This window comes from Variovorax paradoxus (assembly GCF_029919115.1).
In the GTDB taxonomy this organism is placed as follows: Bacteria; Pseudomonadota; Gammaproteobacteria; order Burkholderiales; family Burkholderiaceae_C; genus Variovorax; species Variovorax paradoxus_O.
Genome location: NZ_CP123990.1, coordinates 3,257,262 through 3,281,673 on the forward strand (window position 1 = coordinate 3,257,262; position 24,412 = coordinate 3,281,673).

18 protein-coding genes and 1 riboswitch are annotated in these 24,412 nt (G+C 66.0%); of the genes, 13 read left to right on the top strand and 5 right to left on the bottom strand.

What is annotated here, in order from left to right; genetic code table 11:
- The first annotated feature begins 35 nt into the window (after nucleotides 1-35).
- The 7 genes from can (at nucleotide 36) to iaaH (ending at nucleotide 8,799) form a co-directional block, all read left to right on the top strand.
- The gene (can, locus tag QHG62_RS15710; protein ID WP_281146560.1) at nucleotides 36-806 is read left to right on the top strand and encodes a carbonate dehydratase; all 771 of its coding nucleotides are present in this window, start codon (nucleotides 36-38) and stop codon (nucleotides 804-806) included.
- A 4-nt stretch (nucleotides 807-810) separates the two neighbouring features.
- Nucleotides 811-2,631, top strand: coding sequence for a bifunctional isocitrate dehydrogenase kinase/phosphatase (gene aceK, locus QHG62_RS15715; RefSeq protein ID WP_281146561.1), 1,821 nt, complete (start codon nucleotides 811-813; stop codon nucleotides 2,629-2,631).
- 50 nt (nucleotides 2,632-2,681) lie between these two features.
- The gene (locus tag QHG62_RS15720; protein ID WP_281146562.1) at nucleotides 2,682-3,866 is read left to right on the top strand and encodes an acetyl-CoA C-acyltransferase; all 1,185 of its coding nucleotides are present in this window, start codon (nucleotides 2,682-2,684) and stop codon (nucleotides 3,864-3,866) included.
- An 83-nt stretch (nucleotides 3,867-3,949) separates the two neighbouring features.
- On the top strand, nucleotides 3,950-5,200 hold the full coding sequence (locus QHG62_RS15725) for a glutamate carboxypeptidase (RefSeq protein WP_281146563.1): 1,251 nt from the start codon (nucleotides 3,950-3,952) through the stop codon (nucleotides 5,198-5,200).
- A gap of 33 nt (nucleotides 5,201-5,233) precedes the next feature.
- Entirely contained in the window at nucleotides 5,234-6,364 is a 1,131-nt protein-coding gene (locus QHG62_RS15730; RefSeq protein ID WP_281146564.1) for an acyl-CoA dehydrogenase family protein, read from the top strand.
- Complete coding sequence (locus QHG62_RS15735) at nucleotides 6,361-7,200, top strand: metallophosphoesterase (protein WP_281146565.1); 840 nt, start codon at nucleotides 6,361-6,363, stop codon at nucleotides 7,198-7,200. Before QHG62_RS15730 ends, QHG62_RS15735 begins: the two co-directional genes overlap by 4 nt.
- 87 nt (nucleotides 7,201-7,287) lie before the next feature.
- Complete coding sequence (gene iaaH, locus QHG62_RS15740; protein ID WP_432445618.1) at nucleotides 7,288-8,799, top strand: indoleacetamide hydrolase; 1,512 nt, start codon at nucleotides 7,288-7,290, stop codon at nucleotides 8,797-8,799.
- 16 nt (nucleotides 8,800-8,815) lie between these two features.
- Here iaaH and QHG62_RS15745 read toward each other — a convergent pair whose 3' ends face one another.
- Nucleotides 8,816-9,550, bottom strand: coding sequence for a helix-turn-helix transcriptional regulator (locus QHG62_RS15745; protein WP_281146567.1), 735 nt, complete (start codon nucleotides 9,548-9,550; stop codon nucleotides 8,816-8,818).
- A 134-nt stretch (nucleotides 9,551-9,684) separates the two neighbouring features.
- Between QHG62_RS15745 and QHG62_RS15750 the strand changes: the two genes are divergently transcribed.
- From QHG62_RS15750 to glpK, 5 genes are all read left to right on the top strand, one after another.
- Entirely contained in the window at nucleotides 9,685-10,113 is a 429-nt protein-coding gene (locus tag QHG62_RS15750) for a YchJ family protein (protein ID WP_281146568.1), read from the top strand.
- A gap of 26 nt (nucleotides 10,114-10,139) precedes the next feature.
- Nucleotides 10,140-10,245: riboswitch (TPP riboswitch) on the top strand.
- Between the two features lie 90 nt (nucleotides 10,246-10,335).
- Nucleotides 10,336-12,219 carry a phosphomethylpyrimidine synthase ThiC gene (gene thiC / locus QHG62_RS15755; protein WP_281146569.1) on the top strand — a complete coding sequence of 628 codons (1,884 nt, stop codon included), beginning with the start codon at nucleotides 10,336-10,338 and terminating at the stop codon, nucleotides 12,217-12,219.
- Nucleotides 12,220-12,275: 56 nt separating this feature from the next.
- Complete coding sequence (locus QHG62_RS15760; RefSeq protein WP_281146570.1) at nucleotides 12,276-12,968, top strand: HAD family hydrolase; 693 nt, start codon at nucleotides 12,276-12,278, stop codon at nucleotides 12,966-12,968.
- Between the two features lie 95 nt (nucleotides 12,969-13,063).
- The gene (locus QHG62_RS15765) at nucleotides 13,064-13,390 is read left to right on the top strand and encodes a thioredoxin family protein (protein WP_281151671.1); all 327 of its coding nucleotides are present in this window, start codon (nucleotides 13,064-13,066) and stop codon (nucleotides 13,388-13,390) included.
- 228 nt (nucleotides 13,391-13,618) lie between these two features.
- Nucleotides 13,619-15,112, top strand: a complete 1,494-nt coding sequence (gene glpK, locus QHG62_RS15770) for a glycerol kinase GlpK (protein ID WP_281146571.1) — start codon at nucleotides 13,619-13,621, stop codon at nucleotides 15,110-15,112.
- Between the two features lie 18 nt (nucleotides 15,113-15,130).
- Here the strand turns inward: glpK and QHG62_RS15775 are convergent, their stop codons facing one another.
- The 4 genes from QHG62_RS15775 to QHG62_RS15790 all read right to left on the bottom strand — a co-directional run bounded on the left by QHG62_RS15775 (nucleotide 15,131) and on the right by QHG62_RS15790 (nucleotide 20,726).
- Nucleotides 15,131-15,676, bottom strand: a complete 546-nt coding sequence (locus QHG62_RS15775) for a prolyl hydroxylase family protein (RefSeq protein WP_281146572.1) — start codon at nucleotides 15,674-15,676, stop codon at nucleotides 15,131-15,133.
- 13 nt (nucleotides 15,677-15,689) lie between these two features.
- Nucleotides 15,690-16,646: an alpha-E domain-containing protein gene (locus QHG62_RS15780; RefSeq protein WP_157614652.1), complete on the bottom strand. Its 957-nt coding sequence runs from the start codon at nucleotides 16,644-16,646 to the stop codon at nucleotides 15,690-15,692.
- 44 nt (nucleotides 16,647-16,690) lie between these two features.
- Nucleotides 16,691-18,190 carry a circularly permuted type 2 ATP-grasp protein gene (locus QHG62_RS15785; RefSeq protein WP_258508487.1) on the bottom strand — a complete coding sequence of 500 codons (1,500 nt, stop codon included), beginning with the start codon at nucleotides 18,188-18,190 and terminating at the stop codon, nucleotides 16,691-16,693.
- 91 nt (nucleotides 18,191-18,281) lie between these two features.
- Entirely contained in the window at nucleotides 18,282-20,726 is a 2,445-nt protein-coding gene (locus QHG62_RS15790; protein ID WP_281146573.1) for a DNA internalization-related competence protein ComEC/Rec2, read from the bottom strand.
- 139 nt (nucleotides 20,727-20,865) lie between these two features.
- On the opposite strand from QHG62_RS15790, the gene QHG62_RS15795 reads away from it, so the two are divergent.
- The gene (locus QHG62_RS15795) at nucleotides 20,866-24,396 is read left to right on the top strand and encodes a DUF2126 domain-containing protein (RefSeq protein WP_281146574.1); all 3,531 of its coding nucleotides are present in this window, start codon (nucleotides 20,866-20,868) and stop codon (nucleotides 24,394-24,396) included.
- The last annotated feature ends 16 nt before the right edge of the window (nucleotides 24,397-24,412 follow it).

The following is a 24,412-nucleotide window of genomic DNA, read 5'->3' on the forward strand; positions in this document are numbered from 1 at the left end:
CGCATCCGAATCACGACTCATCGACAATCACGCCCATGTCCGACACTCTTGATGACCTCTTTGCCCACAACCGTGCCTGGTCCGCACAGATGGAACGCGACCGGCCCGGCTTCTTCACCAGCCTGGTGAAGCAGCAGACGCCGCGCTACATGTGGATCGGCTGTTCCGACAGCCGCGTGCCCGCCAATCAGATCACCGGCCTCGAGCCCGGCGAGGTGTTCGTGCACCGCAACGTTGCCAACATCGTGGTGCATTCCGACCTGAACGCGCTCTCGGCGATTCAATTTGCCGTAGAGCACCTGAAGGTCGAGCACATCATGGTGGTCGGCCACTACGGCTGCGCGGGCGTCAAGGCGGCGCTCAGCGGCAAGCGCATCGGCCTGGCCGACAACTGGATCCGCCACATCCAGGACGTGCGCGACCGCCACGCCGTCATGCTCGACAGCCTGCCCGAAGACGTGCGCGTCGACGCGCTGTGCGAGCTCAACGTGGCCGAGCAGGTGGTCAACGTGGCCGTCAGCACCGTCATGGTCGATGCCTGGGGCCGCGGCCAGAAGGTCAAGATCCATGGCTGGACCTTCGGCGTGCACGACGGCCTGCTGCAGGACCTCGGCTTGAACGTCGACGGCGCCAAGCCGCTCGACGCGGTGTACAAGGCGGCGGTTCAGCGCATTCGCTACAAGTGGAGCAAGCCGCTGGGCGCCTCGCCGTCCGGCCAGGCAGGTGCGGACGGAATCGCTCCTGAAGCCATTCCGGCTATTCCGGTCGTTCAGGCCGCCGCAGGCAGCGAAACGAAAACCGGCTGAACGCATGTTCCCGCAGCGCCTCGATTCGCCGCTGGCTTACGACATCGCCAAGGCGATGATCGATGGGTTCAATCGCCATTACAGCCTCTTCCGCGCCGAATCGGCCCGTGCCAAGCACCGCTTCGAAACGGCCGACTGGCACGGCCAGCAGCGCGCGCAGCGCGAGCGCATCGAGTTCTATGACCTGCGGGTGAACGAAGCCGTGGCCCGGCTCGAGAAGGAGTTCAAGGCCGGCGACCAGCCGATGGAGGTGTGGCACCAGGTCAAGCTGCACTTCATCGGCCTTCTGGTGGACCACCACCAGCCCGAGCTGGCCGAGAGCTTCTTCAACTCGGTAACCACCAAGATCCTGCACCGCGCCTACTTCCAGAACGACTTCATCTTCGTTCGGCCGGCCATCAGCACCGAATACATCGAGCCGCGCGGCGCGCCCACGTACAGGCCCTACTACCCATCGCACGACACGCTGGCCGACACCATCGAGCAGATGCTGGACGACTATGGCCTGCAGGGCAGCTTTGCCAACAAGCGGCGTGATTCCGAGAGGGTGGCGCACGCGATCATGGGGCGCTTTCACCAGGTGAAGCTGCGCGCCAACTTCCAGATCCAGGTGCTGTCGGGGCTGTTCTACCGCAACAAGGGCGCCTACGTGGTCGGCAAGATCATGAACGGGTTTGTCGAGCTGCCGTTCTCGCTGCCCATATTGCACGACAGGCATGGCAAGTTCTATGTGGATGCGGCGCTCTTCGGCGAAGACGACCTGCAGATGCTCTTCAGCTTTGCGCGCGCCTACTTCATGGTCGACATGGAAGTGCCTTCGGCGTGCGTGCAGTTCCTGCGCTCGCTCATGCCGCGCAAGCCGCGCGCCGAAATCTACAACGCGCTGGGCCTTGCAAAGCAGGGCAAGACGCTGTTCTACCGCGACTTTCTTTCGCACCTCAACTATTCGAGCGACCGCTTCCGCATTGCGCCGGGCATCAAGGGCATGGTCATGCTGGTGTTCGACCTGCCTTCGTTTCCGTTCGTCTTCAAGGTCATCAAGGACTTCTATCCGCCGCAGAAAGACACCACGCGCGAGCAGATCAAGGGCAAGTACCTGCTGGTGAAGCAGCACGACCGCGTCGGCCGCATGGCCGACACGCTGGAGTACAGCGACGTGGGTTTTCCGCTCGACCGCTTCGAGCCCGAGCTGATCGAGGAAATCCGGAAGTTCGCGCCCAGCCAGCTCGAGATTGCCGACCGCGACGGCAACGGGGAGATGGAGTTGGTGCTCAAGCACGTCTACATCGAGCGCCGCATGATCCCGCTCAACATCTTTCTGCAAGAGGCCTTCGACACGCTGGCCAACCCCGAAAGCCCGGCGCATGCCAAGCGCGCGCAGGAGCAACTGGAGCACGCGGTCGTCGAATACGGCAACGCCATCAAGGACATGGTGGCCGCCAACATCTTTCCCGGCGACATGCTGTGGAAGAACTTCGGCGTCACGCGCGGAGGCAAGGTCGTTTTCTACGACTACGACGAAATCGAATACATCACCGACTGCCAGTTCCGCAAGGTGCCCGCGGCGCGCAACGAGGAAGACGAGATGAGCGGCGAGGTCTGGTATTCGGTCGGCCCGAAGGACGTGTTTCCCGAAACCTTCGGCCCCTTTTTGCTGGGCAACGACGCGGTGCGCGAAGCCTTCATGGCGCACCACGCCGACCTGCTTGACGCCGCCTTCTGGCAGCACCACAAGGAACGCATCCAGGCCGGGCAGATGCTCGATGTGTTCCCGTACGAAGAAGCGCAGCGCTTTCCGCACGACGGACATGCAACGCATTTTTGATTGAGCCACTGTCCACAGCCACCCCTTTCACTTTTTCGAAGGAGACCCCCATGTCCGAATCCATCGTCATCGTCGGCGCCGCCCGCACTCCCATGGGGAGCTTCCAGGGCGACTTTTCTTCCCTCTCCGCGCACGACCTCGGCGGCGCCGCCATCAAGGCCGCCGTGGAGCGCGCCGGCATTGCACCCGACAGCGTCGGCGAAGTGCTTTTCGGCAACTGCCTCATGGCCGGCCAAGGCCAGGCGCCGGCGCGCCAGGCGGCCTACAAGGGCGGCCTGCCCGACAGCGCGGGCGCGGTCACGCTCAGCAAGATGTGCGGCTCGGCCATGAAGGCCGCCATGCTTGCGCATGATTTGCTGCTGGCCGGCACGCACGAGGTGATGGTGGCGGGCGGCATGGAGAGCATGACCAACGCGCCCTACCTGATGCTCAAGGGCCGCGGCGGCTACCGCATGGGCCACGACAAGATCTATGACCACATGATGCTCGACGGCCTCGAAGACGCCTACCAGCCGGGCCGCTCGATGGGCACCTTCGGCGAAGACTGCGCCGCCAAGTACAAGTTCACGCGCGAGCAGCAAGACGCCTTTGCCATTGCCAGCGTACAGCGCGCCAAGGCGGCCACCGAGTCCGGCGCGTTCAAGGACGAGATCACGCCCGTCACCGTGAAGGGCCGCGGCGGCGACACCGTCATTTCCATCGACGAGGGCCCGGGCAAGGTCAAGCTCGACAAGATTGCCACGCTCAAGCCCGCGTTCAAGAAAGAGAACGGCACCATCACCGCCGCATCGAGCTCGTCGATCAACGACGGCGCCGCGGCGCTGGTGATGATGACCGAGTCGCACGCGAAGAAGATCGGCGCCAAGCCCATCGCACGCATCGTCGGCCATGCCACGCATGCGCAGCAGCCCGAGTGGTTTTCCACCGCGCCGGTCGGCGCCGTGGCCAAGCTGTTCAAGAAGACCGGCTGGTCGGTCAAGGACGTCGATCTGTGGGAAGTGAACGAAGCTTTCGCGGTAGTGCCCATGGCGCTGATGCATGAGCTCGACGTGTCGCACGAGATCGTCAATGTGAACGGCGGCGCCTGTGCGCTGGGCCACCCCATCGGCGCCAGCGGCGCGCGGATCATGGTCACGCTCATCCACGCGCTGAAGGCGCGCGGCAAGAAGCGCGGCGTGGCCACGCTGTGCATCGGCGGCGGCGAAGGCACCGCCGTGGCACTCGAATTGCTCTGATAAAAACGACCGCCACAAGCGCCCCTTGCCGGAGCGCTTCGTGGTTCTTCTTCAAAAATATCGCAGACGCCAGGAGGTTCTTCATGCGCCCATCCATCCAACGTACCGTCATGACGGCCTTGCTCGCCGGCGCTTTTCTTGCGCCCGCCGCCGGCTGGGCGCAGAAACGCGACAACGTGCTTTTCCAGGCCGCGACCGATGCGCAGCCCGCGGTGCTCAAGACGCTGGAGCAGCTCGTCAACATCGAAACCGGCACGGGCGATGCCGAAGGCATTGCGGCCGCCGGCAACTATCTCGAGGCCGAACTCAAGAACCTCGGCTTCACCGTCACGCGCAGCAAGTCGGCCGGCCTCGTGGTGGGCGACAACATCGTCGGCAAGATCAAGGGCCGGGGCGGCAAGAACCTGCTGCTGATGTCGCACATGGACACCGTGTACCTCAAGGGCACGCTCGCGAAGGCGCCGTTCCGCGTCGAGGGCACCAAGGCCTACGGTCCCGGCATTGCGGACGACAAGGGCGGCAACGCCGTCATCCTGCACACGCTGAAGTTGCTCAAGGACTACGGCGTGCGCGACTACGGCACCATCACCGTGCTCTTCAACACAGACGAGGAAAAGGGTTCCTTTGGCTCGCGCGACCTGATCCAGGAAGAAGCCAAGCAGGCCGACTACGTGCTTTCCTTCGAACCCACGGCAGCCGGCGACGAGAAACTTTCGCTCGGCACTTCGGGCATTGCCTACGTACAGGTCAACATCACGGGCAAGGCGTCGCACGCCGGTGCCGCGCCCGAATTGGGCGTGAACGCGCTCGTGGAGGCGTCCGACCTGGTGCTGCGCACCATGAGCATCGACGACAAGGCCAAGCACCTGCGCTTCAACTGGACCATTGCCAAGGCCGGCAGCGTGTCGAACATCATTCCCGCCAGCGCCACGCTCAATGCCGACGTGCGCTACGCGCAGAACGAAGACTTCGAGGCCGCCATGAAGACGCTGGAAGAAAAGGCGCAGCAGAAGAAGCTACCTGAATCCGACGTCAAGGTGCTGGTCACGCGCGGCCGTCCGGCCTTCAACGCGGGCGAAGGCGGCAAGAAGCTGGTCGAAAAGGCCGTGGCTTTCTACAAGGAAGCCGGCGGCACGCTGGGCGTGGAAGAACGCACTGGCGGCGGCACCGATGCGGCCTACGCAGCGCTCTCGGGCAAGCCGGTGATCGAAAGCCTGGGCCTGCCGGGCTTCGGCTATCACAGCGACAAGGCTGAATACGTCGACATCAGCGCGATTCCACGGCGCCTGTACATGGCCGCGCGGCTCATCATGGACCTGGGCGCCGGCAAGTAAGCACGCAAGAACAAAAAGAACAGGAGACACGCCATGCTGCTTACCCCCGACCAGGAAGCCATCCGCGACGCGGTACGCGATTTTTCGCAGGCCGAACTCTGGCCCAATGCCCCGAAGTGGGACCGCGAGCACAGCTTTCCGAAGGAAGCGCACCAGGGCCTTGCGGCACTGGGCGCCTACGGCATCTGCGTGCCGGAAGAGCACGGCGGCGCGGGGCTCGACTACCTCACGCTCGCGCTGGTGCTCGAAGAAATCGCGGCCGGCGACGGCGGCACCAGCACCGCCATCAGCGTGACCAACTGCCCGGTCGACGCCATTCTCATGCGCTACGGCAATGCGCAGCAGAAGAAGCAGTGGCTCGAACCGCTGGCGCAAGGGCAGATGCTCGGCGCCTTCTGCCTGACCGAACCGCAGGCCGGCAGCGATGCGTCGAGCCTGCGCACCACGGCGCGGAAAGACGCAGACGGCTACGTGATCGACGGCGTCAAGCAGTTCATCACCAGCGGCAAGAACGGCCAGGTCGCCATCGTCATCGCCGTGACCGACAAGGGCGCGGGCAAGCGCGGCATGAGCGCGTTCATCGTGCCCACCGATGCGCCCGGCTACAGCGTCGCGCGCCTCGAAGACAAGCTCGGCCAGCACAGCAGCGACACCGCACAGATCAATTTCGACGGCTGCCGCGTTCCGGCGGAAAACCTGATCGGTGCGGAGGGCGAGGGCTACAAGATCGCGCTGGGCGCGCTCGAAGGTGGTCGCATCGGCATTGCGGCGCAGAGCGTGGGCATGGCGCGCAGCGCGTTCGAGGTGGCGCTGGCCTACGCCAAGGAGCGCCAGGCCTTCGGCGGTTCGATCTTCGAGCAGCAGGCCGTGGGCTTTCGCCTGGCCGAATGCGCCACGCAGCTCGAAGCCGCCCGCCAGCTGATCTGGCATGCAGCCAGCCTGCGAGACGCCGGCCACCCGTGCCTGAAGGAAGCGGCCATGGCCAAGCTGTTCGCCAGCGAGATGGCCGAGCGCGTGTGCAGCGCCGCCATCCAGACGCTGGGCGGCTACGGCTACGTGAACGACTTTCCGCTCGAGCGCATCTACCGCGATGTGCGGGTTTGCCAGATCTACGAAGGCACGTCGGACATCCAGAAGCTGCTCATTCAACGCGCGCTGGCGTGAGCACCGGCACGCGCCGCCGGCTGCCGGTGTTCCGGATTGCGGCGGCGGTCCTGCTGCTTGCGCTGGCCGTCTGGACGGTGGCCATCGAGCCGCGGTGGGTCGCGGCACGCGTCGAGCCGCTGAGTTCCGCGCAATGGCAGGCGCCCGCCGGGCTCAAGGTGGCCATGGCGGGCGATTGGCATCTCACCACGCGCTCGGCATGGCGCATCACCAGCGTGGAGCGCGCCGCGCGCATCGTCGACCAGATCAACGCCGCGCAGCCCGACGTGATCCTGCTGCCCGGCGACTTTCTTGCGGGTTCAGGTGGCGACGAAGACCTGTCGATCGAGGAGATGGCTACCGTGCTGGGCCGCCTGAAAGCACCGCAGGGCGTGTACGCGGTGCTCGGCAACCACGACTGGTGGCACGACGGCGAGCGCACGGCGCGGGCCTTGTCCGCACAGGGCATCCGCGTGCTCGAAAACGCCTCGGTGCGCCTGCCTGGCCACGACATCTGGGTGGCCGGTATCGGCGACGACTCGACGGGACATTCACAGCCGGACAAGGCACTGGCCGGCGTGCCGAAGGGCGCCGCCACGCTGGTCATGATGCATGACCCGTTCAGCTTCGCGACGATGCCGCCCACCCGTGGGTTGGTGGTGGCCGCGCACACGCACGGCGGGCAGATCAGCTTGCCGGGCTACGGCGCCCTGGTGGTGCCGGGGCGCGCACCGCGCGAATGGGCCTATGGCTGGATCGCGCACAAGGACAAGCGCGTGTACGTGACCAGCGGCCTGGGCGTGAGCATTCTTCCGGTGCGCTTCAACATGCGGCCCGAGTGGGTGATGTTCCGGTAAGGCGTTGATGCCGTGTCATCGTTTCTGATGACAGACAAGACCGCGCCGTCGGTGCAGCATGGCGCCTCTTCGTCGAAGGTCCTTGCCATGTCCATTTTCTCCAAGCCCGTCTCGTTTGCCGCGGCCCTGCTGTGCCTGGGTGCATCCGCACAGGCGCAGCCCGCCGCCGCTGATGTTGCCCCGCTGACTGCGAGCGACGCCGTGCAACAGCTCTGTGCGGGCACGCTGACCAGTGAGCAGCTCGTGACGGCTTACCTTGCGAAGGCCAAGGAATGGGCGAACCTCAACGCCTTCATCACCCTCGACGAGACCGGCGCGCTGAACGCCGCGCGCGCCGCCGATGCCGCTCGCAAGCGCGGCGGCGCCTGCAAGCCGCTGGCCGGGCTGCCCGTGGTCATCAAGGACAACATCCAGGTGCAGGGCCTGCCCGCCACGGCCGGGTCGCCGGCGCTCAAGGGCTTTGTTCCCAAGGCCGATGCGCCGGTGGTCGCCAAGCTGCGCGCGGCGGGCGCCGTCATTCTCGGCAAGACGAACATGCACGAATTGGCCTTCGGCGTGACAGGCTACAACCCCGCATTCCAGACCGGCCCCGAGGTGGGCGTGCGCAACGCCTATGACGCCAGCCGCGTGGCCGGCGGATCGTCGTCGGGCAACGGCGCGGCGCTAGGCGCACGCATGGCGCCGGCGGCACTGGGCACCGACACCGGTGGCTCGGTGCGCATTCCGTGCGCATTCAACGGCTGCGCTTCGCTGCGTCCGAGCATGGGCCGCTATTCGCAGCGGGGCATCGCGCCGATCTCGCACACCCGCGACACCGCCGGGCCGATGGCGCAGTCGATGGCCGACGTCGGATTGCTCGACAGCGTGATCGCGGGAGGCGCCCCGCTGAAGCCCGCCGACCTGAAGCGCGTGCGGCTCGGCGTGGTGCCGGCTTTCTACGCCAACCTCGACGCCGACACGCGGGCCGCGACCGACGCGGCGCTGGCCAAGCTGCGCGCGGCAGGCGCCACGCTGGTGGACGTGGAGATGCCGAAGCTCATGGAACTGAATGGCGCCGTCGGCTTTCCGGTGGCGCTCTATGAGGCGCACGACGACATGGTGTCCTACCTCGCGAAATACCGCACCGGCATCGACATCGCGCAGCTGACGGCCGGCATTGCGAGCCCGGACGTCAAGGCCACATTCGAAGCCTTCGTGATTCCACGCAAGCTGCCCGCGCCTAACGGCATGGTCGACGCCAAGCCGGCCTACGACAACGCAATGCACGTCGCCCGGCCCGCGTTGCAGAAGCTTTACCGCGACACCTTCGCGCAGCACCGGCTCGATGCGCTGGTGTTTCCCACCGTGCCGCGGGCGGCTCCGCCGGCTGCACCCGAGGCCAGCAGCCCCGAGACGTTCAGCGCGCTCATCCAGAACACCGACCCGGGCAGCAACGCCGGTATTCCGGGCGTGCAGCTGCCCTCGGGTCTTGGCGCGGCGAGCGGCCTGCCTGTGGGGTTGGAGCTCGACGGGCCCGCCGGCAGCGATCGAAAGCTGCTCGCCGTGGGCCTTGCGGTGGAAAACGTACTGGGCCGCCTGCCGGCTCCGAAGTCGAAGTAGGGCGCGTCCGGCCGTGTCAGCGCTGGGCCAGGCCGGCCAGCGCCGAGCGGCGTTCGATGCCGAGCTTGTCGAAGATGCGCCGCAGGTAGGTGCGCACCGTCGGCACGCCCACCGCCATGCGGCGCGCGATCTCCTTGTCGGTCAGGCCCTCGCAAACAGCGCTTGCGACTTGCTGCTCGCGTGCACTCAAGGCGCTCCACGGGGCTTCGGCGGGCATTTGCGCCACAGCCGCCGTGCGCTGCGCACGCCGCAGCGCACCGATGAAAGCCGGCTCGATCAGGTCGAGCAGCGCCTTCTCGTGGTCGCTGAAATCGCCGCGGCCCTTGCGCCGCCAGATGCGGAGGTCGCCCAGCGCCCGGTTGCCTTCGAAGGCATGCAGGTTCATGCCCCAGTGCAGTCCGTCGCGCGAAAGAAAGTCGGTGAAGAATTCTGTGTGCATCAGTTCACGCTGCGGCATCACGTCGGTCACGCGCGTGGCGCGGCGATGCGACTGCAGCACGAAGGTGATCGGGTCGTGGTGCTGGTGCCATTCGCCGTAGCGGTCGAGGTTGGCGGGGTCCATGTTCAGAGCCACCCGGCCATCGAATCGGCCGCTTTCGGCATTCCAGACGAAGGAGGCGAACTGGTCCGCATGCAGCAGGTCGAGCAGCGCCCGGCCGAGTCGCTCGCGAATGTCGCCTTCGCCTCGGTCTTCCGCCAGCAGCGTGAAAACGCCGCGCAGCGCCTGCTGTTCGGAGCCTGTCAGGTACATCGCCGCCTCGCTCTTTTCGTGTGCAGAAACAAGGCTAACGGCTAGCAAGCACTGCGCCAAGGGTGGATCTCCGGAGACGCCCCGGGGTTGCCCCATCGGGGGCAGGGCCGCGAGGTGTTCCAATAGAGGCCTTCATGAGCGCCACTGTTCCCACCACCGGACCCTGCCCCTGCGGCCGCACGGACCGTCGAGACAAGCCCATCGGCTACGCATTGTGCTGCGGCCGCTACCTCGAAGACTTCGAGGGCACGCCCGCACCGGATGCCGAATCGCTGATGCGTTCGCGCTATACCGCCTTCGTGTTGGAGCGGGGGCCCTACCTGCTGGCCACCTGGCACGCGTCGAAGCGGCCGGCTTCGATCGAGTTCGAGCCCGGCGTGAAATGGCTGGGCCTGGACATCCGCTCGCGATCGGTGCTCGACGCAGACCACGCAGAGGTCGAATTCGTCGCGCGGCAGCGCAGCAGCACCGGCACCGCCACGCGGCTTCACGAGCGCAGCCGCTTCGTGCGGGAAGGCGATCGCTGGTTCTACCTCGAAGGCGACTTGCAGACTCCTGGTTGACTCGGCGGGCCGGGGCTCGCACAATCGGCCTCGCTCCGGGGTGCACGCATGTGGCGTGCTGAGATGGCAAAGTTGCCGACCCGCGAACTTGATCCGGGTCATACCGGCGTAAGAAGAGCTGCACTCCCTGACTCCGGTCCCGCCACCCACCCACCCACCGTGGCGGCCCAAAGTCCTCAGAGCGATTGCGGAGCACCTTTCCCTCAACAAGGAGTGCCCCGCATGAATGCCCCCGACAAGTTCACCTCCCTGCTCTCGCTCACGCGCGAGCCGTTTCCCGCCTCGCACAAGTGCCTGATTCCGGGCAGCCGGCCCGACTTGAACGTCCCGGTGCGCGACGTTCTGCTGACCAACGGCGAGACCGTTTCGCTCTACGACACTTCGGGCCCCTACACCGACGCCAAGGTAGAGATCGACGTGCGCCGCGGCCTGCCCGACGTGCGCGGTGCATGGGTGATCGAGCGAAACGACACCGAAAGCTACGAGGGCCGCACCCACCACGCGCTGGACGACGGCGCCAAGAACGAGGACCGCGACGCCCAGCGCCTGGCCGAACTGCGCGCCGGCGCGTCGGCCCTGCAGCGCACGCCGCGCCGCGCCAAGTCCGGCGCCAACGTGACGCAAATGCACTATGCCCGCCGCGGCATCGTCACCCCCGAGATGGAGTACGTGGCACTGCGCGAGAACGGCAAGCGCGAGTGGATGGCCGAGTACCTGGCCAACGAGGAGCGCGCCAAGCGCGTGGCCGGCAACCCGATGGGCGCGAGCATTCCGCGCATCATCACGCCCGAGTTCGTGCGCGACGAAGTGGCGCGCGGCCGCGCGATCATTCCGGCGAACATCAACCATCCCGAAGTCGAGCCGATGGCCATCGGCCGCAACTTCAAGGTGAAGATCAACGCCAACATCGGCAACTCGGCCGTCACTTCGAGCATCGAGGAAGAAGTGGAAAAGCTGGTGTGGGCGATTCGCTGGGGCGCCGACAACGTCATGGATCTTTCGACCGGCAAGAACATCCACACCACACGCGACTGGATCGTGCGCAACTCGCCGGTGCCGATCGGCACGGTGCCGATCTACCAGGCGCTCGAAAAGGTGGGCGGCGTGGCCGAAGACCTCACATGGGAGATCTACCGCGACACGCTGATCGAGCAGGCCGAGCAGGGCGTCGACTACTTCACCATTCATGCGGGCCTGCGGCTGCCGTTCATTCACCTGACCGCCGACCGCATGACGGGCATCGTCTCGCGCGGCGGTTCGATCATGGCCAAGTGGTGCATCGCGCACCACAAGGAGAGTTTTCTCTACGAGCGCTTCGAGGACATCTGCGACATCATGAAGGCGTACGACGTGAGCTTTTCGCTCGGCGACGGCTTGCGCCCGGGCTCGGGTGCAGATGCGAACGACGAAGCGCAGTTTGCCGAACTGCGAACACTGGGCGAGCTGACGCAAGTCGCCTGGAAGCACGATGTGCAGACCATGATCGAAGGGCCGGGCCATGTGCCGATGCACATGATCCAGGCCAACATGGACGAGCAGCTCAAGCACTGCCACGAGGCGCCGTTCTACACGCTCGGCCCTCTGACGATCGACATCGCCCCCGGTTACGACCACATCTCCAGCGCCATCGGCGCCGCGATGATCGGCTGGGCCGGCACCGCGATGCTGTGCTACGTGACGCCGAAGGAGCACCTGGGCCTGCCCGACCGCGACGACGTGAAGCAGGGAATCATTGCGTACAAGATCGCCGCGCATGCGGCTGATGTGGCCAAGGGGCACCCGGGGGCACGTTCGCGAGACGATGCGCTGAGCAAGGCGCGCTTCGAGTTCCGCTGGCAAGACCAGTTCAACCTGGGGCTCGACCCCGACACGGCACGCGAATTCCACGACGAGACGCTGCCCAAGGATTCGAGCAAGGTGGCGCATTTCTGTTCGATGTGCGGGCCCAAGTTCTGCTCGATGAAGATCACGCAGGAAGTGCGCGAATACGCCGCCAGGAAGGGCGTGGCGGAGGCCGAAGCCATGGCCGAGGGCATGGAGGAAAAGTCGAAGGAGTTCATGGCGGGCGGCGGGGAGATCTACATCCCGATACGGCCCGTGGCCTGAGCGCGCCTGGGGTCGTTGCTACCATGAGGGGCTATCCCCGAACCCCTTCCAGTGCAATGACCCCATTTCCCTTCGCCGCAGTCCTCTTCGACTGCGACGGCGTTCTCGTCGACTCCGAACCCATCACCAACCGCGTACTTGCCGAAATGCTCGGCGAGCTCGGGTGGCATCTCACCACCGAAGAGTCGATGAACACCTTCACCGGCAAGGCCGTGAAGGACGAAACGGACCTCATCGAATCCAAGACCGGCGTCCGGATTACCGAAGAGTGGCTCAGGGCGTTCAGGGCTCGCCGCAACGAAGCTCTTGAACGCGAGCTGACCGCCATTCCCCACGCTCCGGCGGCCATCCGCGATATTCATGCACGGCTCAAGGGCCGCATCGCCTGCGCTTCGGGTGCCGACCGCCACAAGGTCGAGCTTCAACTGGCGAAGGTGGGGCTGCTGGATTGCTTTCAGGGCCGTATCTTCAGCGGCCACGAAATGCCGCGTTCCAAGCCGCACCCTGAGGTGTACCTTGCCGCCGCCGAGGCTCTGGGCGTCGATCCGAAGCGCTGCGCGGTGGTCGAAGACACCGTCACAGGCGCCATGGCCGGCGTGGCGGCGGGCGCCACGGTGTTCGGCTACAGCACCGGCGAATCAGGCCACAGCGGACCCGAGGCGCTGCGCAGTGTCGGCGCGCTGCAGGTGTTCAGCGACATGCGGGACCTGCCCGCGCTGCTTGCCTCGCATGGCATGCAGCCCGCCTGAAAAAGCAGGCCGAAAAAACCAAGCCCCTGCCGCGAACAAGCCCGCAAAATTTTGGTGCAATGGGCCAAGCAACCCAAGAAAGGAGCCAGATCGCCATGACTTCCGAATACAAGACCGAGCAACCGGCCCGCGCTGAGATCGACGCCCTGAAGGGCCCCGCGGTGGTCGAGTTCGGTACCAATTGGTGCGGCATCTGCAAGGCCGCGCAACCCAATATCGCAGAAGCTTTTGCCAAGTATCCGGATATCCCCCGCATCAAGGTCGAGGACGGCAGCGGCCGTCCGCTGGGGCGCTCGTTCAACGTGCGGCTGTGGCCCACGCTGGTGTTCATGCGCGACGGCAAGGAGGTCGCGAAGCTGGTGCGGCCGGAGGACAGCAAGTCGATTTCGGATGCGCTGGCTTTGATTGCTCAGCCGGGGTGATCGTTCGTTTTAGCGCTGCTTGTTTCAGGGCGGCGCACCCGCCGACGGGGTACCTTTCTCCGCGAATGTCCCCCGGCCTGCGGCCTCCTCGAGGAGGGGCGCAGCCCCGGGGGACATTCGCGGAGGGGAGTACCCGGTGGCCTTTGCACACGCCCTGGAACAACGGCGCGAAAACGACAGCGCCAAGAACACAAGTCGCATGACCAGACTCGAAGGAACATCCAAGCCATGACCTACTTGCTAGCACTCGACCAGGGCACCTCCAGCTCCCGCAGTATCGTGTTCGACCGCGAAGGCCACATCGTTGCCATCGCACAGAAAGAGCTCACACAAATTTACCCTCAGCCCGGCTGGGTAGAACACGACCCGATGGAAATCTGGCGCAGCCAGCTGGCCACCGCGCGCGAAGTGCTGGTCAAGGCCAAGCTCCAGCCTTCTGACATTCATGCCATCGGCATTACCAACCAGCGCGAAACTACCGTGCTGTGGAACCGCAAGACCGGCCAGCCCGTGCACCACGCCATCGTGTGGCAAGACCGGCGCGCCGAGCCGTTGTGCGCCAAGCTGCGCGAAGACGGCATGACAGGCACCATCCAGGAGAAAACCGGGCTGGTCATCGATGCGTATTTTTCGGGCACCAAGCTGCGCTGGCTGCTGGACAACGTACCCGGCGCACGCGCGCAGGCCGAGCGCGGTGAACTCGCCTTTGGCACCGTCGACAGCTGGCTCATGTGGCAGCTTACCGGCGGCAAGGTGCATGTGACCGATGTGAGCAACGCCTCGCGCACGATGCTCTTCAACGTGCACAGCAATGAATGGGATGCCGACCTGCTCAAGGCGCTCGACATTCCCGCCGCACTCATGCCCAAGGTGCAACCGTCGAGCTCCCACTTTGCAGACACCGACGCCGCGCTGCTCGGCCGCGCCCTGCCCATCGGCGGCGTGGCCGGCGACCAGCAGAGCGCCCTGTTCGGCCAGGCCTGCTTTACGGCCGGCATGGCCAAGAACACCTACGGTACCGGCTGCTTCCTGCTCATGCACACGGGCGCGGCATTCCAGCCCTCCCACAACGGCCTGCTCGTCACCAGCGCCGCGCAGACAGACGCCACGCCGCAGTACGCCATGGAGGGCAGCGTCTTCGTCGGCGGCGCCGTGGTGCAGTGGCTGCGCGACGGGCTCAAGGCCATCAAGGGCAGCGCCGAAGTGCAGTCGCTTGCCGAAAGCGTGCCCGACGCGGGCGGCGTGATGATGGTGCCGGCCTTCACCGGCCTGGGCGCGCCCTACTGGGACGCCGATGCGCGCGGCACCATCACCGGCCTGACGCGCGGAACCACTGTGGCGCACATTGCGCGGGCCGCGCTCGAAAGCATCGCCTACCAGAGCGCCGCACTGCTGCAGGCCATGAGCCGCGATGCGGTCGCTGCCGGCGGCACGCCCGTGGCCGAACTGCGTGTGGACGGCGGCGCCAGCGTGAACGACCTGCTGATGCAGTTCCAGGCCGACCTGCTCGGCATTCCCGTGGTACGGCCCGAAGTGATCGAGACCACGGCACTGGGCGCAGCCTACCTCGCAGGCCTGTCGACCGGCGTGTACAGCGATGCACGCCAGTTGTCGAAACTGTGGAAAGTGGAGCGCCGCTTCATGCCCACCATGGGCCGGGCGCAGGCCGAGGAATCGATGGCGCGCTGGGAGCGCGCGGTGCGGCAGGCAACGGCGAACTGAGCATCGCCTCGCCCGCGCTCAGGCGCCGGGGCCGTACATCACGTCGGAGCGCAACACGTACTTCGTGCCCTCTTCGATCGCCGCACCTTCATGCCAAGTGTCGTGAATGAAAAGCAACGCGGCGCCGGCTTCGGGCCTCACGCGGAACTCGCGAAAGTCGGTGTCACCGCCCGTGAAGCCGTCGTTCAGGTAGACCAACAGCGTGAGTTGGCTCGTAAGCCCGTCCTCATGCCACGGCCCGTCCTTGTGCATCTTGAAGCGCTGGCCGGGCGAGTATTTGTAGAAGCGCAGGTCCCTCGGCAGCCCCCGCGCCACATGTCCGGCGACTTCGGGCAGCGAGACTGTTCCGAGCCGCGCCCATAGCAGCGCAACCCAGTGCGCCGAAGGCAGCATCGCACGTTCGTTGTTGCGGATGGCCGGCATGGCCTTCGGCCCGTCCGCGGTGCGCACGCCGGCCGAGGCGAAGCCTTCGCGCTCGGCAAGCGCGATCAGCTCTTCGCACTCCTCTGGCTCGAGAAAGCCTTCGATCGAGAAGGCACGCGGCGAATGGGCGACTAGCCGCACGCGTTCGCCGTGCTCAGTGCGCCGGAACCAAAAAGTCCTGGCTGATCCGGCCGCCCAACTCGTTCACCCGGTCGAGAAACTGCGTGAGGTAGGCGTGCAGCCCGGTCGCCAGGATTTCGTCGACCCGCGCGTATTGCAGGTCGGCCAGCAGCTTGCCGGCGCGGCGCTGGGTTTCGGCGCTCTGCTCGTTCTGCACCTTGGCAAGGTTGTTCACCACCTCGACCAGGCTCGCGTGCAGTGAACGCGGCATGTCGGCGCGAAGAATGAGCAGCTCGGCCACGCGCTCAGGCTTGATCACGTCGCGGTACACCTTGCGGTACACCTCGAAGGCGGAGACGCTGCGCAGAATGGCGCTCCAGTGATAGAAGTCGTACTCCTGGTCTTCCTCGGTAGCGGTGCCGAAGAACTCGCTGTTGAGGGCGTGGAACTTCACGTCCACCAGCCGCGCGGTGTTGTCGGCGCGCTCCAGGAAAGTGCCCAGGCGCGAGAAGTAAAAGGCCTCGTCCTGCAGCATGGTGCCGAGCGTGACGCCGCGCGACAGGTGCGAGCGGAACTTGACCCATTCGAAGAACTGCGCCGGATCGCGCTCGAAATCTCCTGCGCGCAGCATGCGATTCACTTCGAGCCAGGTGGTGTTTTGCGTTTCCCACGCCTCGGTGGTGAGCGCACCGCGAACCGCGCGTGCGTTTTCGCGCGCCGCCTTCAGGCAGGAGACGATCGAAGACGGATTGCTCTCGTCCTTGACCATGAACTCCATCACCTCGTTGGGCGTGATCTGCTCGTACTTCTTGTTGTACGACGGCAGCAACTCGCTGATGGAAAGCACGCCTTGCCAGCCGTACTTGGCCACTTCGGCCGACTGGGGCAGGAGCGAGGTCTGGTAGTTGACGTCGAGCATGCGCGCGGTGTTTTCCGCGCGCTCTGTGTAGCGCGACATCCAGTAGAGGTGATCGGCAGTGCGTGACAGCATTCTTGTTCTCCTGATTCCTTGCTTTGCTTGCTTGCCTGCTGCGCTCAGGCCGACTGCGATTGGCTTTGCGATTGCCCCGCCTTGGGCTTGGCGCCGCGGTCCGCCTCGAGGATCCAGGTGTCCTTGGTGCCGCCGCCCTGCGACGAATTGACCACCAGCGAACCCTCCTTGAGCGCCACGCGCGTGAGGCCGCCGGGCACCATCTGCACTTCCTTGCCCGAGAGCACGAAGGGGCGCAGGTCGATGTGGCGCGGCGCAATGCCGGCATCCACGAAGGTGGGCGAGGTGGAAAGGCTCAGCGTGGGCTGGGCGATGTAGCCGTCGGGCTTGGCGATCACGGCCTTCTTGAACTCCTCGATCTCGGCCACCGTGGCGGCCGGGCCGATCAGCATGCCGTAGCCGCCGGCGCCGTGCACCTCCTTGACGACCAGGTCCTTCATGTTGTCGAGCGTGTATTGCAGCTCGTCCTTGTTGCGGCACATGTAGGTGGGCACGTTCTTCAGGATCGGCTGCTCGCCGAGGTAGAACTCGACCATCTTGGGCACGTAGGGGTAGATCGACTTGTCGTCGGCCACGCCCGTACCCACCGCATTGCAGATGACGACGTTGCCCTCGCGGTACGCGCGCATCAGGCCTGCGCAACCCAGCGTGGACGTGGGGCGGAACACCTCGGGGTCCAGAAAATCGTCGTCGACGCGGCGGTAGATCACGTCCACGCGCTTCGGCCCGCGCGTGGTTCGCATGTAGACGAAGTCGTCCCTCACGAAGAGGTCTTGCCCCTCGACCAGCTCCACGCCCATCTGCTGGGCCAGGAAGGCGTGCTCGAAGTAGGCGCTGTTGTACATGCCCGGTGTCAGCACGACCACGGTGGGTTCCGCCGTGGCGGGCGGCGCGCTGGCGCGCAGCGTTTCGAGCAGCAGGTCGGGGTAATGCGCGACGGGCGCAATGCGGTTCTGGTTGAACAGCTCGGGAAAGAGCCGCATCATCATCTTGCGGTTTTCGAGCATGTAGCTCACGCCGCTGGGCACGCGCAGGTTGTCTTCGAGCACGTAGTACTCGCCGTTGCCCTGTGCGTCGGGCGCGCGGACGATGTCGATGCCCGAGATGTTGGAGTAGACGTTGTGCGGCACGTTCACACCCATCATCTCGGGGCGGAACTGCGCGTTGTTCAGGATCTGCTCGGCCGGAATGATGCCGGCCTTGATGATTTCCTGGTCGTGATACACGTCATGCAAGAAGCGGTTGAGCGCCGTCACGCGCTGCACCAGCCCTTTTTCCATGCTCTCCCACTCGTGGGCGGGAATGATGCGCGGCAGCAGGTCGAACGGAATGAGCCGCTCGGTGCCCGAACCGTCTTCGTCCTTGGCGCCGTACACCGCAAAGGTGATGCCGACCCGGCGGAAGATCATTTCCGCCTCTTCGCGCCGCGCCCGCATGACCTCGCCGGGCTGCTTTGCAAGCCATTGGTCGTAGCGCTTGTAGTGCTGCCTGATTGCAGACCCCGCATAGGGCAACTGCTCATACATCTCATCGAATTTGTGCATGGAACGACCAATCTCCTTGAGCCATAGCTTAGCAAGTTCGAGGCCAGTGAAAGCCCTATGTTGGCGCGGATTCCGCCCTATCAGCCGCTTTTCAGGGCAGGCGGTGATGCCAATAACGGGCGTTGCGCTCTCTTTCGCAGCCAACCTCTTCAGGCGCCTGGCTGCGCCACAGCGCTGCGCCGCAAGACACGTTTTCGACGAGCCGCACGCCATGGGCGGCATAGCGCTCGACCACTTCTCGGGCCGGATGGCCGAAGCGGTTGCGGTAGCCCGCCTGAACCAGCGCAATGCGCGGGCGCACCGCTTCGAGCAGTGCCGCGCTCGACGAGGTCTTGCTGCCGTGATGCGGCGCGAGCAGCACGTCCGCGCGAAGCTCCAGGGTTCGCACGACCAGCGCAGCCTCTTGCAGGCGTTCGATGTCGCCGGCCAGCAGCGCCGTGGCCCGTCCGTTCGCGATGCGCAGCACGCATGAAATGGCGTTGGGCTTGGTGAAGGAAAGATAGTCGGCCGGCGCGGGATGAAGAATTTCGAAATCCACCCCGTCCCAGGTCCAGCGCTGGCCCGCTTCGCAACGCCTGTTCGGCCGGACAGCCTGCAGCGGATGGGTCGCTTCGATCGAACTCAGGACTTCGGCCTGTGGCTGCATCGCAAGCACCGCGGCCGCGCCGCCGGTGTGGTCGCTGTCGCGGTGGCTCAGCACAAGCATGTCCAGCCGTTCGCCCAGGGCCCGCAGCAAGGGCACCAGCACGCGGTGGCCGGCGTCGCTCTCCAGGCTGTAGCGCGGCCCCGCGTCGTACAGCAGGCTGTGCGTTGCCGTGCGCACGAGAACCGCGTTCCCCTGCCCGATGTCCGCCGCAAGCAGCTCGAACTGTCCGGCGGGAGGCCGGGGCGCCTGCCAGAGCAGCACCGGCAGCAGGAGCGGCAAGCCGAGCAAACGCAGCGACCACGGCAGGCGCATGGCCAGCAGCACGCCGCCCGCCACGCCAAAACCGGCCATCCACACTGGGGGAGCAGCCATCGACAGCGTGGCATATGGCAAGGCGGCAAGCCACTTCAGCAGCACAGCCAGCGCCTGCACGGCCCACGCGGCAAGGTCCCATAGAGGCGGCACCGCGGCACCCAGCATGGCCAGCGGCGTGATCACGAGCGTTACCCACGGAATTGCAACCGCATTGGCCAGCAGGCCGACCACCGACACCTGCTGAAAGAGCAGCAGGCCCAACGGGGTGAGCGCCAACGTAATCACCCATTGCTCGCGAGCAAACGCCAGCAGCCTGGCCGCTGCCCCCGTCTTCTCGTCGGCAGGCTTCATGAAGCCGGTGGTGAACAAGACGCCGACCGCGACGAAACTGAGCCAGAAGCCCGCCTGCATCAGCGCCCAAGGATCGATAGCCACCACGACCGCCGCGATCAGCAGCCAGACGTGCGGCCAGGGCCAACGCCGGCCGGTGAGCCGCAGCAGCGCCACGGTGGCCAGCATCCAGACCGTGCGCTGCGAGGGCACGCCCCAGCCGCTGAAAAGCGCATAGAGCCCGGCCAGCAGCACGCCGCCGACGAGTGCAGCTTGCTGCGCGGGAAAGCGCAGCATGAGCCGCACGCTGCGCCGCCACGCGGCCCCTACCGCGTGCGCGGCGAGCCAGGCGAACATGGTGATGTGCAGGCCCGAGATCGACATCAGGTGCGCCACGCCGGTGGCGCGGAAAATGTCCCAGTCGCTGCGGTCGATGGCACCCTGGTCGCCGGTGACAAGCGCGGCAATCACGCCTGCCTGCCGCGCGTCGGCCACGCGCTGGAACACCGCATCGCGCACTGCCTCGCGCGCACGCTCAAGCGGATGCAGCCATGTGGATTGAAGAAGTACCGGCGCGGCATCGTGGGCGCCCGTTCGCACATAGCCGCTGGCGCGCACGCCCTGCTCCCACATCCACAGCTCGTTGTCGAAACCATGCGGGTTGAGGTTGCCGTGCGGGGCCTTCAGCCGCACCGTGAGGCGCCAGCGCTCGCCCGCATGCAGCGGGGCTGCGTCACCTTTCGGCACGGCTGGACTCGCTTGCGAAGCGCGTCCCCACCGGCTGGTGTCGTCGTGATACCAGCCAAGCGCGATTCGCGCCGGTACACGAACCGGAGTTTCAGCGCCCGCATCGGCCCATCGGACAGATTCGACGTCGAGCTGGAAACGCGTGCCGCCTTCGTTGTGCTGCGGCATTTGCGCCACCACGCCGGCCACCTGAAGATCGCGACCTTCGAGCGCCGTGTCCAGGGCGCCGCCCGAGTAGTCAACCGCCCGCCATCCTGCAAGGCCGCCGCCTGTGAAGGCGCCGCAAGCCAGCGCAACGAGCATCGGCAAATAGGACGATCGCCGCCTGGAGAGCACGGCCAACCCCGCCAAGCCTGCGAAGAACAAGGCGGCGTAAGCCGCCGCGCTCCACAACGTTGCCTGATGCAGCTGCAATGCCGCGCCGACCAAGGTTCCGCCCAGCGCGGCAAAGGCCCACGATCCGGCCGCGACGCCGCCAGACGCCCGCGCCGGCGTCAACGGCAAACTCCTGAACACATGCTGCAAGCCCTCCCCGGACCCACGCTCAATGGCGCGTTAATTGCTTGGTATCTGGGCTAGTATGCGTCTCACAAGAGACATCTTTTCGATGCAATCTCGCAGTACTGCACACAAACGCATGTCCATTCACGCCGCACTCCACCACGTCACCCACTACAAATACGACCGCCTGGTGCAGTTGGGCCCGCAGGTCGTGCGCTTGCGTCCCGCGCCGCACTGCCGCAGCAACGTCATCTCGTATTCGCTCAAGGTCGAGCCGGCCGAGCACTTCGTCAACTGGATGCAGGACCCGTTCGCCAACTACCAGGCGCGGCTCGTGTTTCCCGAAAAGACGCGCGAGTTCAAGGTCACGGTCGACCTGGTGGTCGAGATGGCGGTCTACAACCCGTTCGACTTCTTCCTCGAGCCGCAGGCCGAGAACTTTCCGTTCAAGTACACCGCCTCGCAGGCCGAAGAACTCGCGCCCTACCTGGTCACCGAAGAAGCCACGCCGCTCGTTTCGGCCTACCTCGACAAGATCGACCGCAAGGAACAGCGCACCATCGACTTCCTGGTCGGCCTCAACCAGCAGGTCCAGAAAGACGTCAACTACCTGATCCGCATGGAGCCCGGCGTGCAGACGCCGGAAGAAACGCTCACCAACGGCAGCGGTTCGTGCCGCGACTCGGGCTGGCTGCTGGTGCAGCTGCTGCGCCATTGCGGCCTGGCGGCGCGTTTCGTCTCGGGCTACCTGATCCAGCTGACCCCCGACGTGAAGGCGCTCGACGGCCCGAGCGGCACCACGGTCGACTTCACCGACCTGCACGCCTGGTGCGAAGTGTTCCTGCCGGGCGCGGGCTGGGTCGGCCTGGACGCCACCTCGGGCCTTATGGCCGGCGAAGGCCACATTCCGCTCGCCTGCACGCCCACGCCCTCGAGCGCAGCGCCCATCGAGGGCGGCGTCGACGAGTCGGAGGTCGAGTTCGGCCACGAGATGAAGGTCACGCGCATCTATGAATCGCCGCGCGTCACCAAGCCCTATACCGAAGAGCAATGGGCCGAAGTGCTCGCGCTCGGCGATGCGGTGGATGCGCGCCTGAAAGCCGGCGACGTGCGGCTCACCATGGGCGGCGAGCCGACCTACGTGGCCACCAGCGACCGCGACGCGCCCGAATGGAACACCGATGCGCTCGGCCCCACGAAGCGCGGCTACGCCACCGAGCTCGTCCACAGGCTGCGCGCCGAATACGGCCAGGGCGGCTTTCTCCACTTCGGCCAGGGCAAGTGGTACCCCGGCGAGCAGTTGCCGCGCTGGGCGCTGTCGATCTTCTGGCGCGCCGACGGCCAGACGCTCTGGCACAACCCCGAGCTCTTTGCCGACGAGCGCGTGCCCACGCACTACACGAGCGAAGACGCACGCCGCTTCACCACCGTGCTGGCGCACAAGCTCGGCATTACCGAGCGCTACGTCCAGCCCGGCTATGAAGACGTCTACTACTACCTGTGGCGCGAACGCAGGTTGCCGGTGAACGTCGACCCGTTCGAATCGAAGCTCGACGACGAGCTCGAGCGCGTTCGCCTGCGCCGCGTGTTCACGCAAAAGCTCGACGCGGTCATCGGCTACATGCTGCCGCTCGAACCGGGCAACGCCGATGCCGATGCGCCCGCACTTGCAGGCCCGGGCTGGAAAACCGGCCCCTGGTTCCTGCGCGACGACCGGCTTTACCTGATTCCGGGCGATTCGCCCATGGGCTACCGGCTGCCGCTCGACTCGCAGCCCTGGGCCAGCAAGGGCGACTACCCTTACCTGGTCGAGCGCGACCCGACCGCACCGCGCGCCGCGTTGCCGACTTCGGCCGACTACCGCGCGCGTTACGCGGTGCCTGCGGGCGGTGCAACGGGCGCCGACCTTGGCGCCGTGCCCTATGACTTCGGTGCCCCGCCCGCGGTGCCCGCCGCCTTGCGCATGCAGTCGCCCGGCGCCAGCGCAACCACGACCGGCGATGGGGCGAAGGGCGATGCGGCGGCCGAAACCGCAGACCGCTCTGCGAATCCGGCCACCCGCCAGCCCTTGCGCGGCGAATCGGCCCACTGGGTCACGCGCACCGCGCTGTGCGTCGAGGTGCGCGATCCGCGCCGCGCCAACGGCCCGGCGGCCGAGAAAAAGGGCAGCGCCTCGGGCGTGCTGTACGTCTTCATGCCGCCGCTGGCGCGCCTGGAAGACTATCTCGACCTGGTCGCGGCCGTCGAAGCCACGGCCGAGCAGCTCGGCATGCGCATCGTGATGGAAGGCTATCCGCCGCCGCGCGATCCGCGCCTGAAAATGCTGGCCGTCACTCCCGACCCGGGCGTGATCGAAGTCAACATCCATCCGGCCCACAGCTGGAAGGAACTGGTCGACCACACCGAGTTTCTCTACAACGCCGCGTTCGAAACCCGCCTGTCGGCCGAAAAATTCATGACCGACGGCCGCCATACGGGCACCGGCGGCGGCAACCACTTTGTGATGGGCGGCGCCACGCCGGCCGACAGCCCCTTCCTGCGGCGCCCCGAGCTGCTGGCCAGCCTGCTGCTCTACTGGCACAACCATCCGTCGCTGAGCTACCTGTTCTCGGGCATGTTCATCGGCCCGACGAGCCAGGCGCCGCGCGTGGACGAAGCGCGCAATGACCAGGTCTACGAGCTCGAAATCGCCCTGAAGGAAATTGCGCGGAACCGCGAGATCCACGGCCAGAACATGCCGGCCTGGCTGGTCGACCGCACGCTGCGCAACATCCTGATCGACGTGTCGGGCAACACGCACAGAAGCGAGTTCTGCATCGACAAGCTCTATTCGCCCGACTCGAGCACCGGCCGTCTCGGCCTGCTCGAACTGCGCGCCTTCGAAATGCCGCCGCATGCGCGCATGAGCATTGCGCAGCAGTTGCTGATCCGCGCCCTGGTGGCGCGCTTCTGGGACGAGCCCTACAAGGCGCCCGTCACGCGCTGGGGCACCGAGCTGCACGACCGCTTCCTGCTGCCGACCTTCGTCAAGATGGATTTCGACGACGTGATCAGCGAAATGCGCCAGGCCGGTTTCGCGTTCGACATCGACTGGTTCGCGCCGCATTTCGAGTTCCGCTTTCCGCTGGTGGGCCAGGTGCAAGCCATGGGCGTGGAGCTTTCGCTGCGCAACGCGCTCGAGCCGTGGCACGTGATGGGCGAAGAGGGCTCGGCCGGCGGCACGGTGCGCTATGTCGATTCGTCGCTCGAACGCATCGAGGTGCGCGTAACGGGCCTGAACGAAAGCCGCCACGTGATCACCGTCAACGGCAAGGTGCTGCCGCTGCAGCCGACCGGCACCGTGGGCGAGTTTGTGGCGGGCGTGCGCTACAAGGCCTGGAACCCGCCTTCGGCGCTGCATCCGAGCATTGGCGCCCACGCGCCGCTCACCTTCGACATCGTCGACACCTGGATGAAGCGCTCACTGGGCGGCTGCCAGTATTACGTGGCCCACCCGGGCGGGCGCAACTACGACACCCTGCCTGTGAACGCCTATGAGGCGGAAAGCCGGCGCATGTCGCGCTTTGCGCGCATGGGCCATACGCCCGGCCTGATGCGCACGCCGCCGGCCACCATCGAGCTCGCGGGCAGCCGCGAATTCCCGTTCACCCTCGATTTGCGGCGGTGAAAGGCCTTAAAGGCAC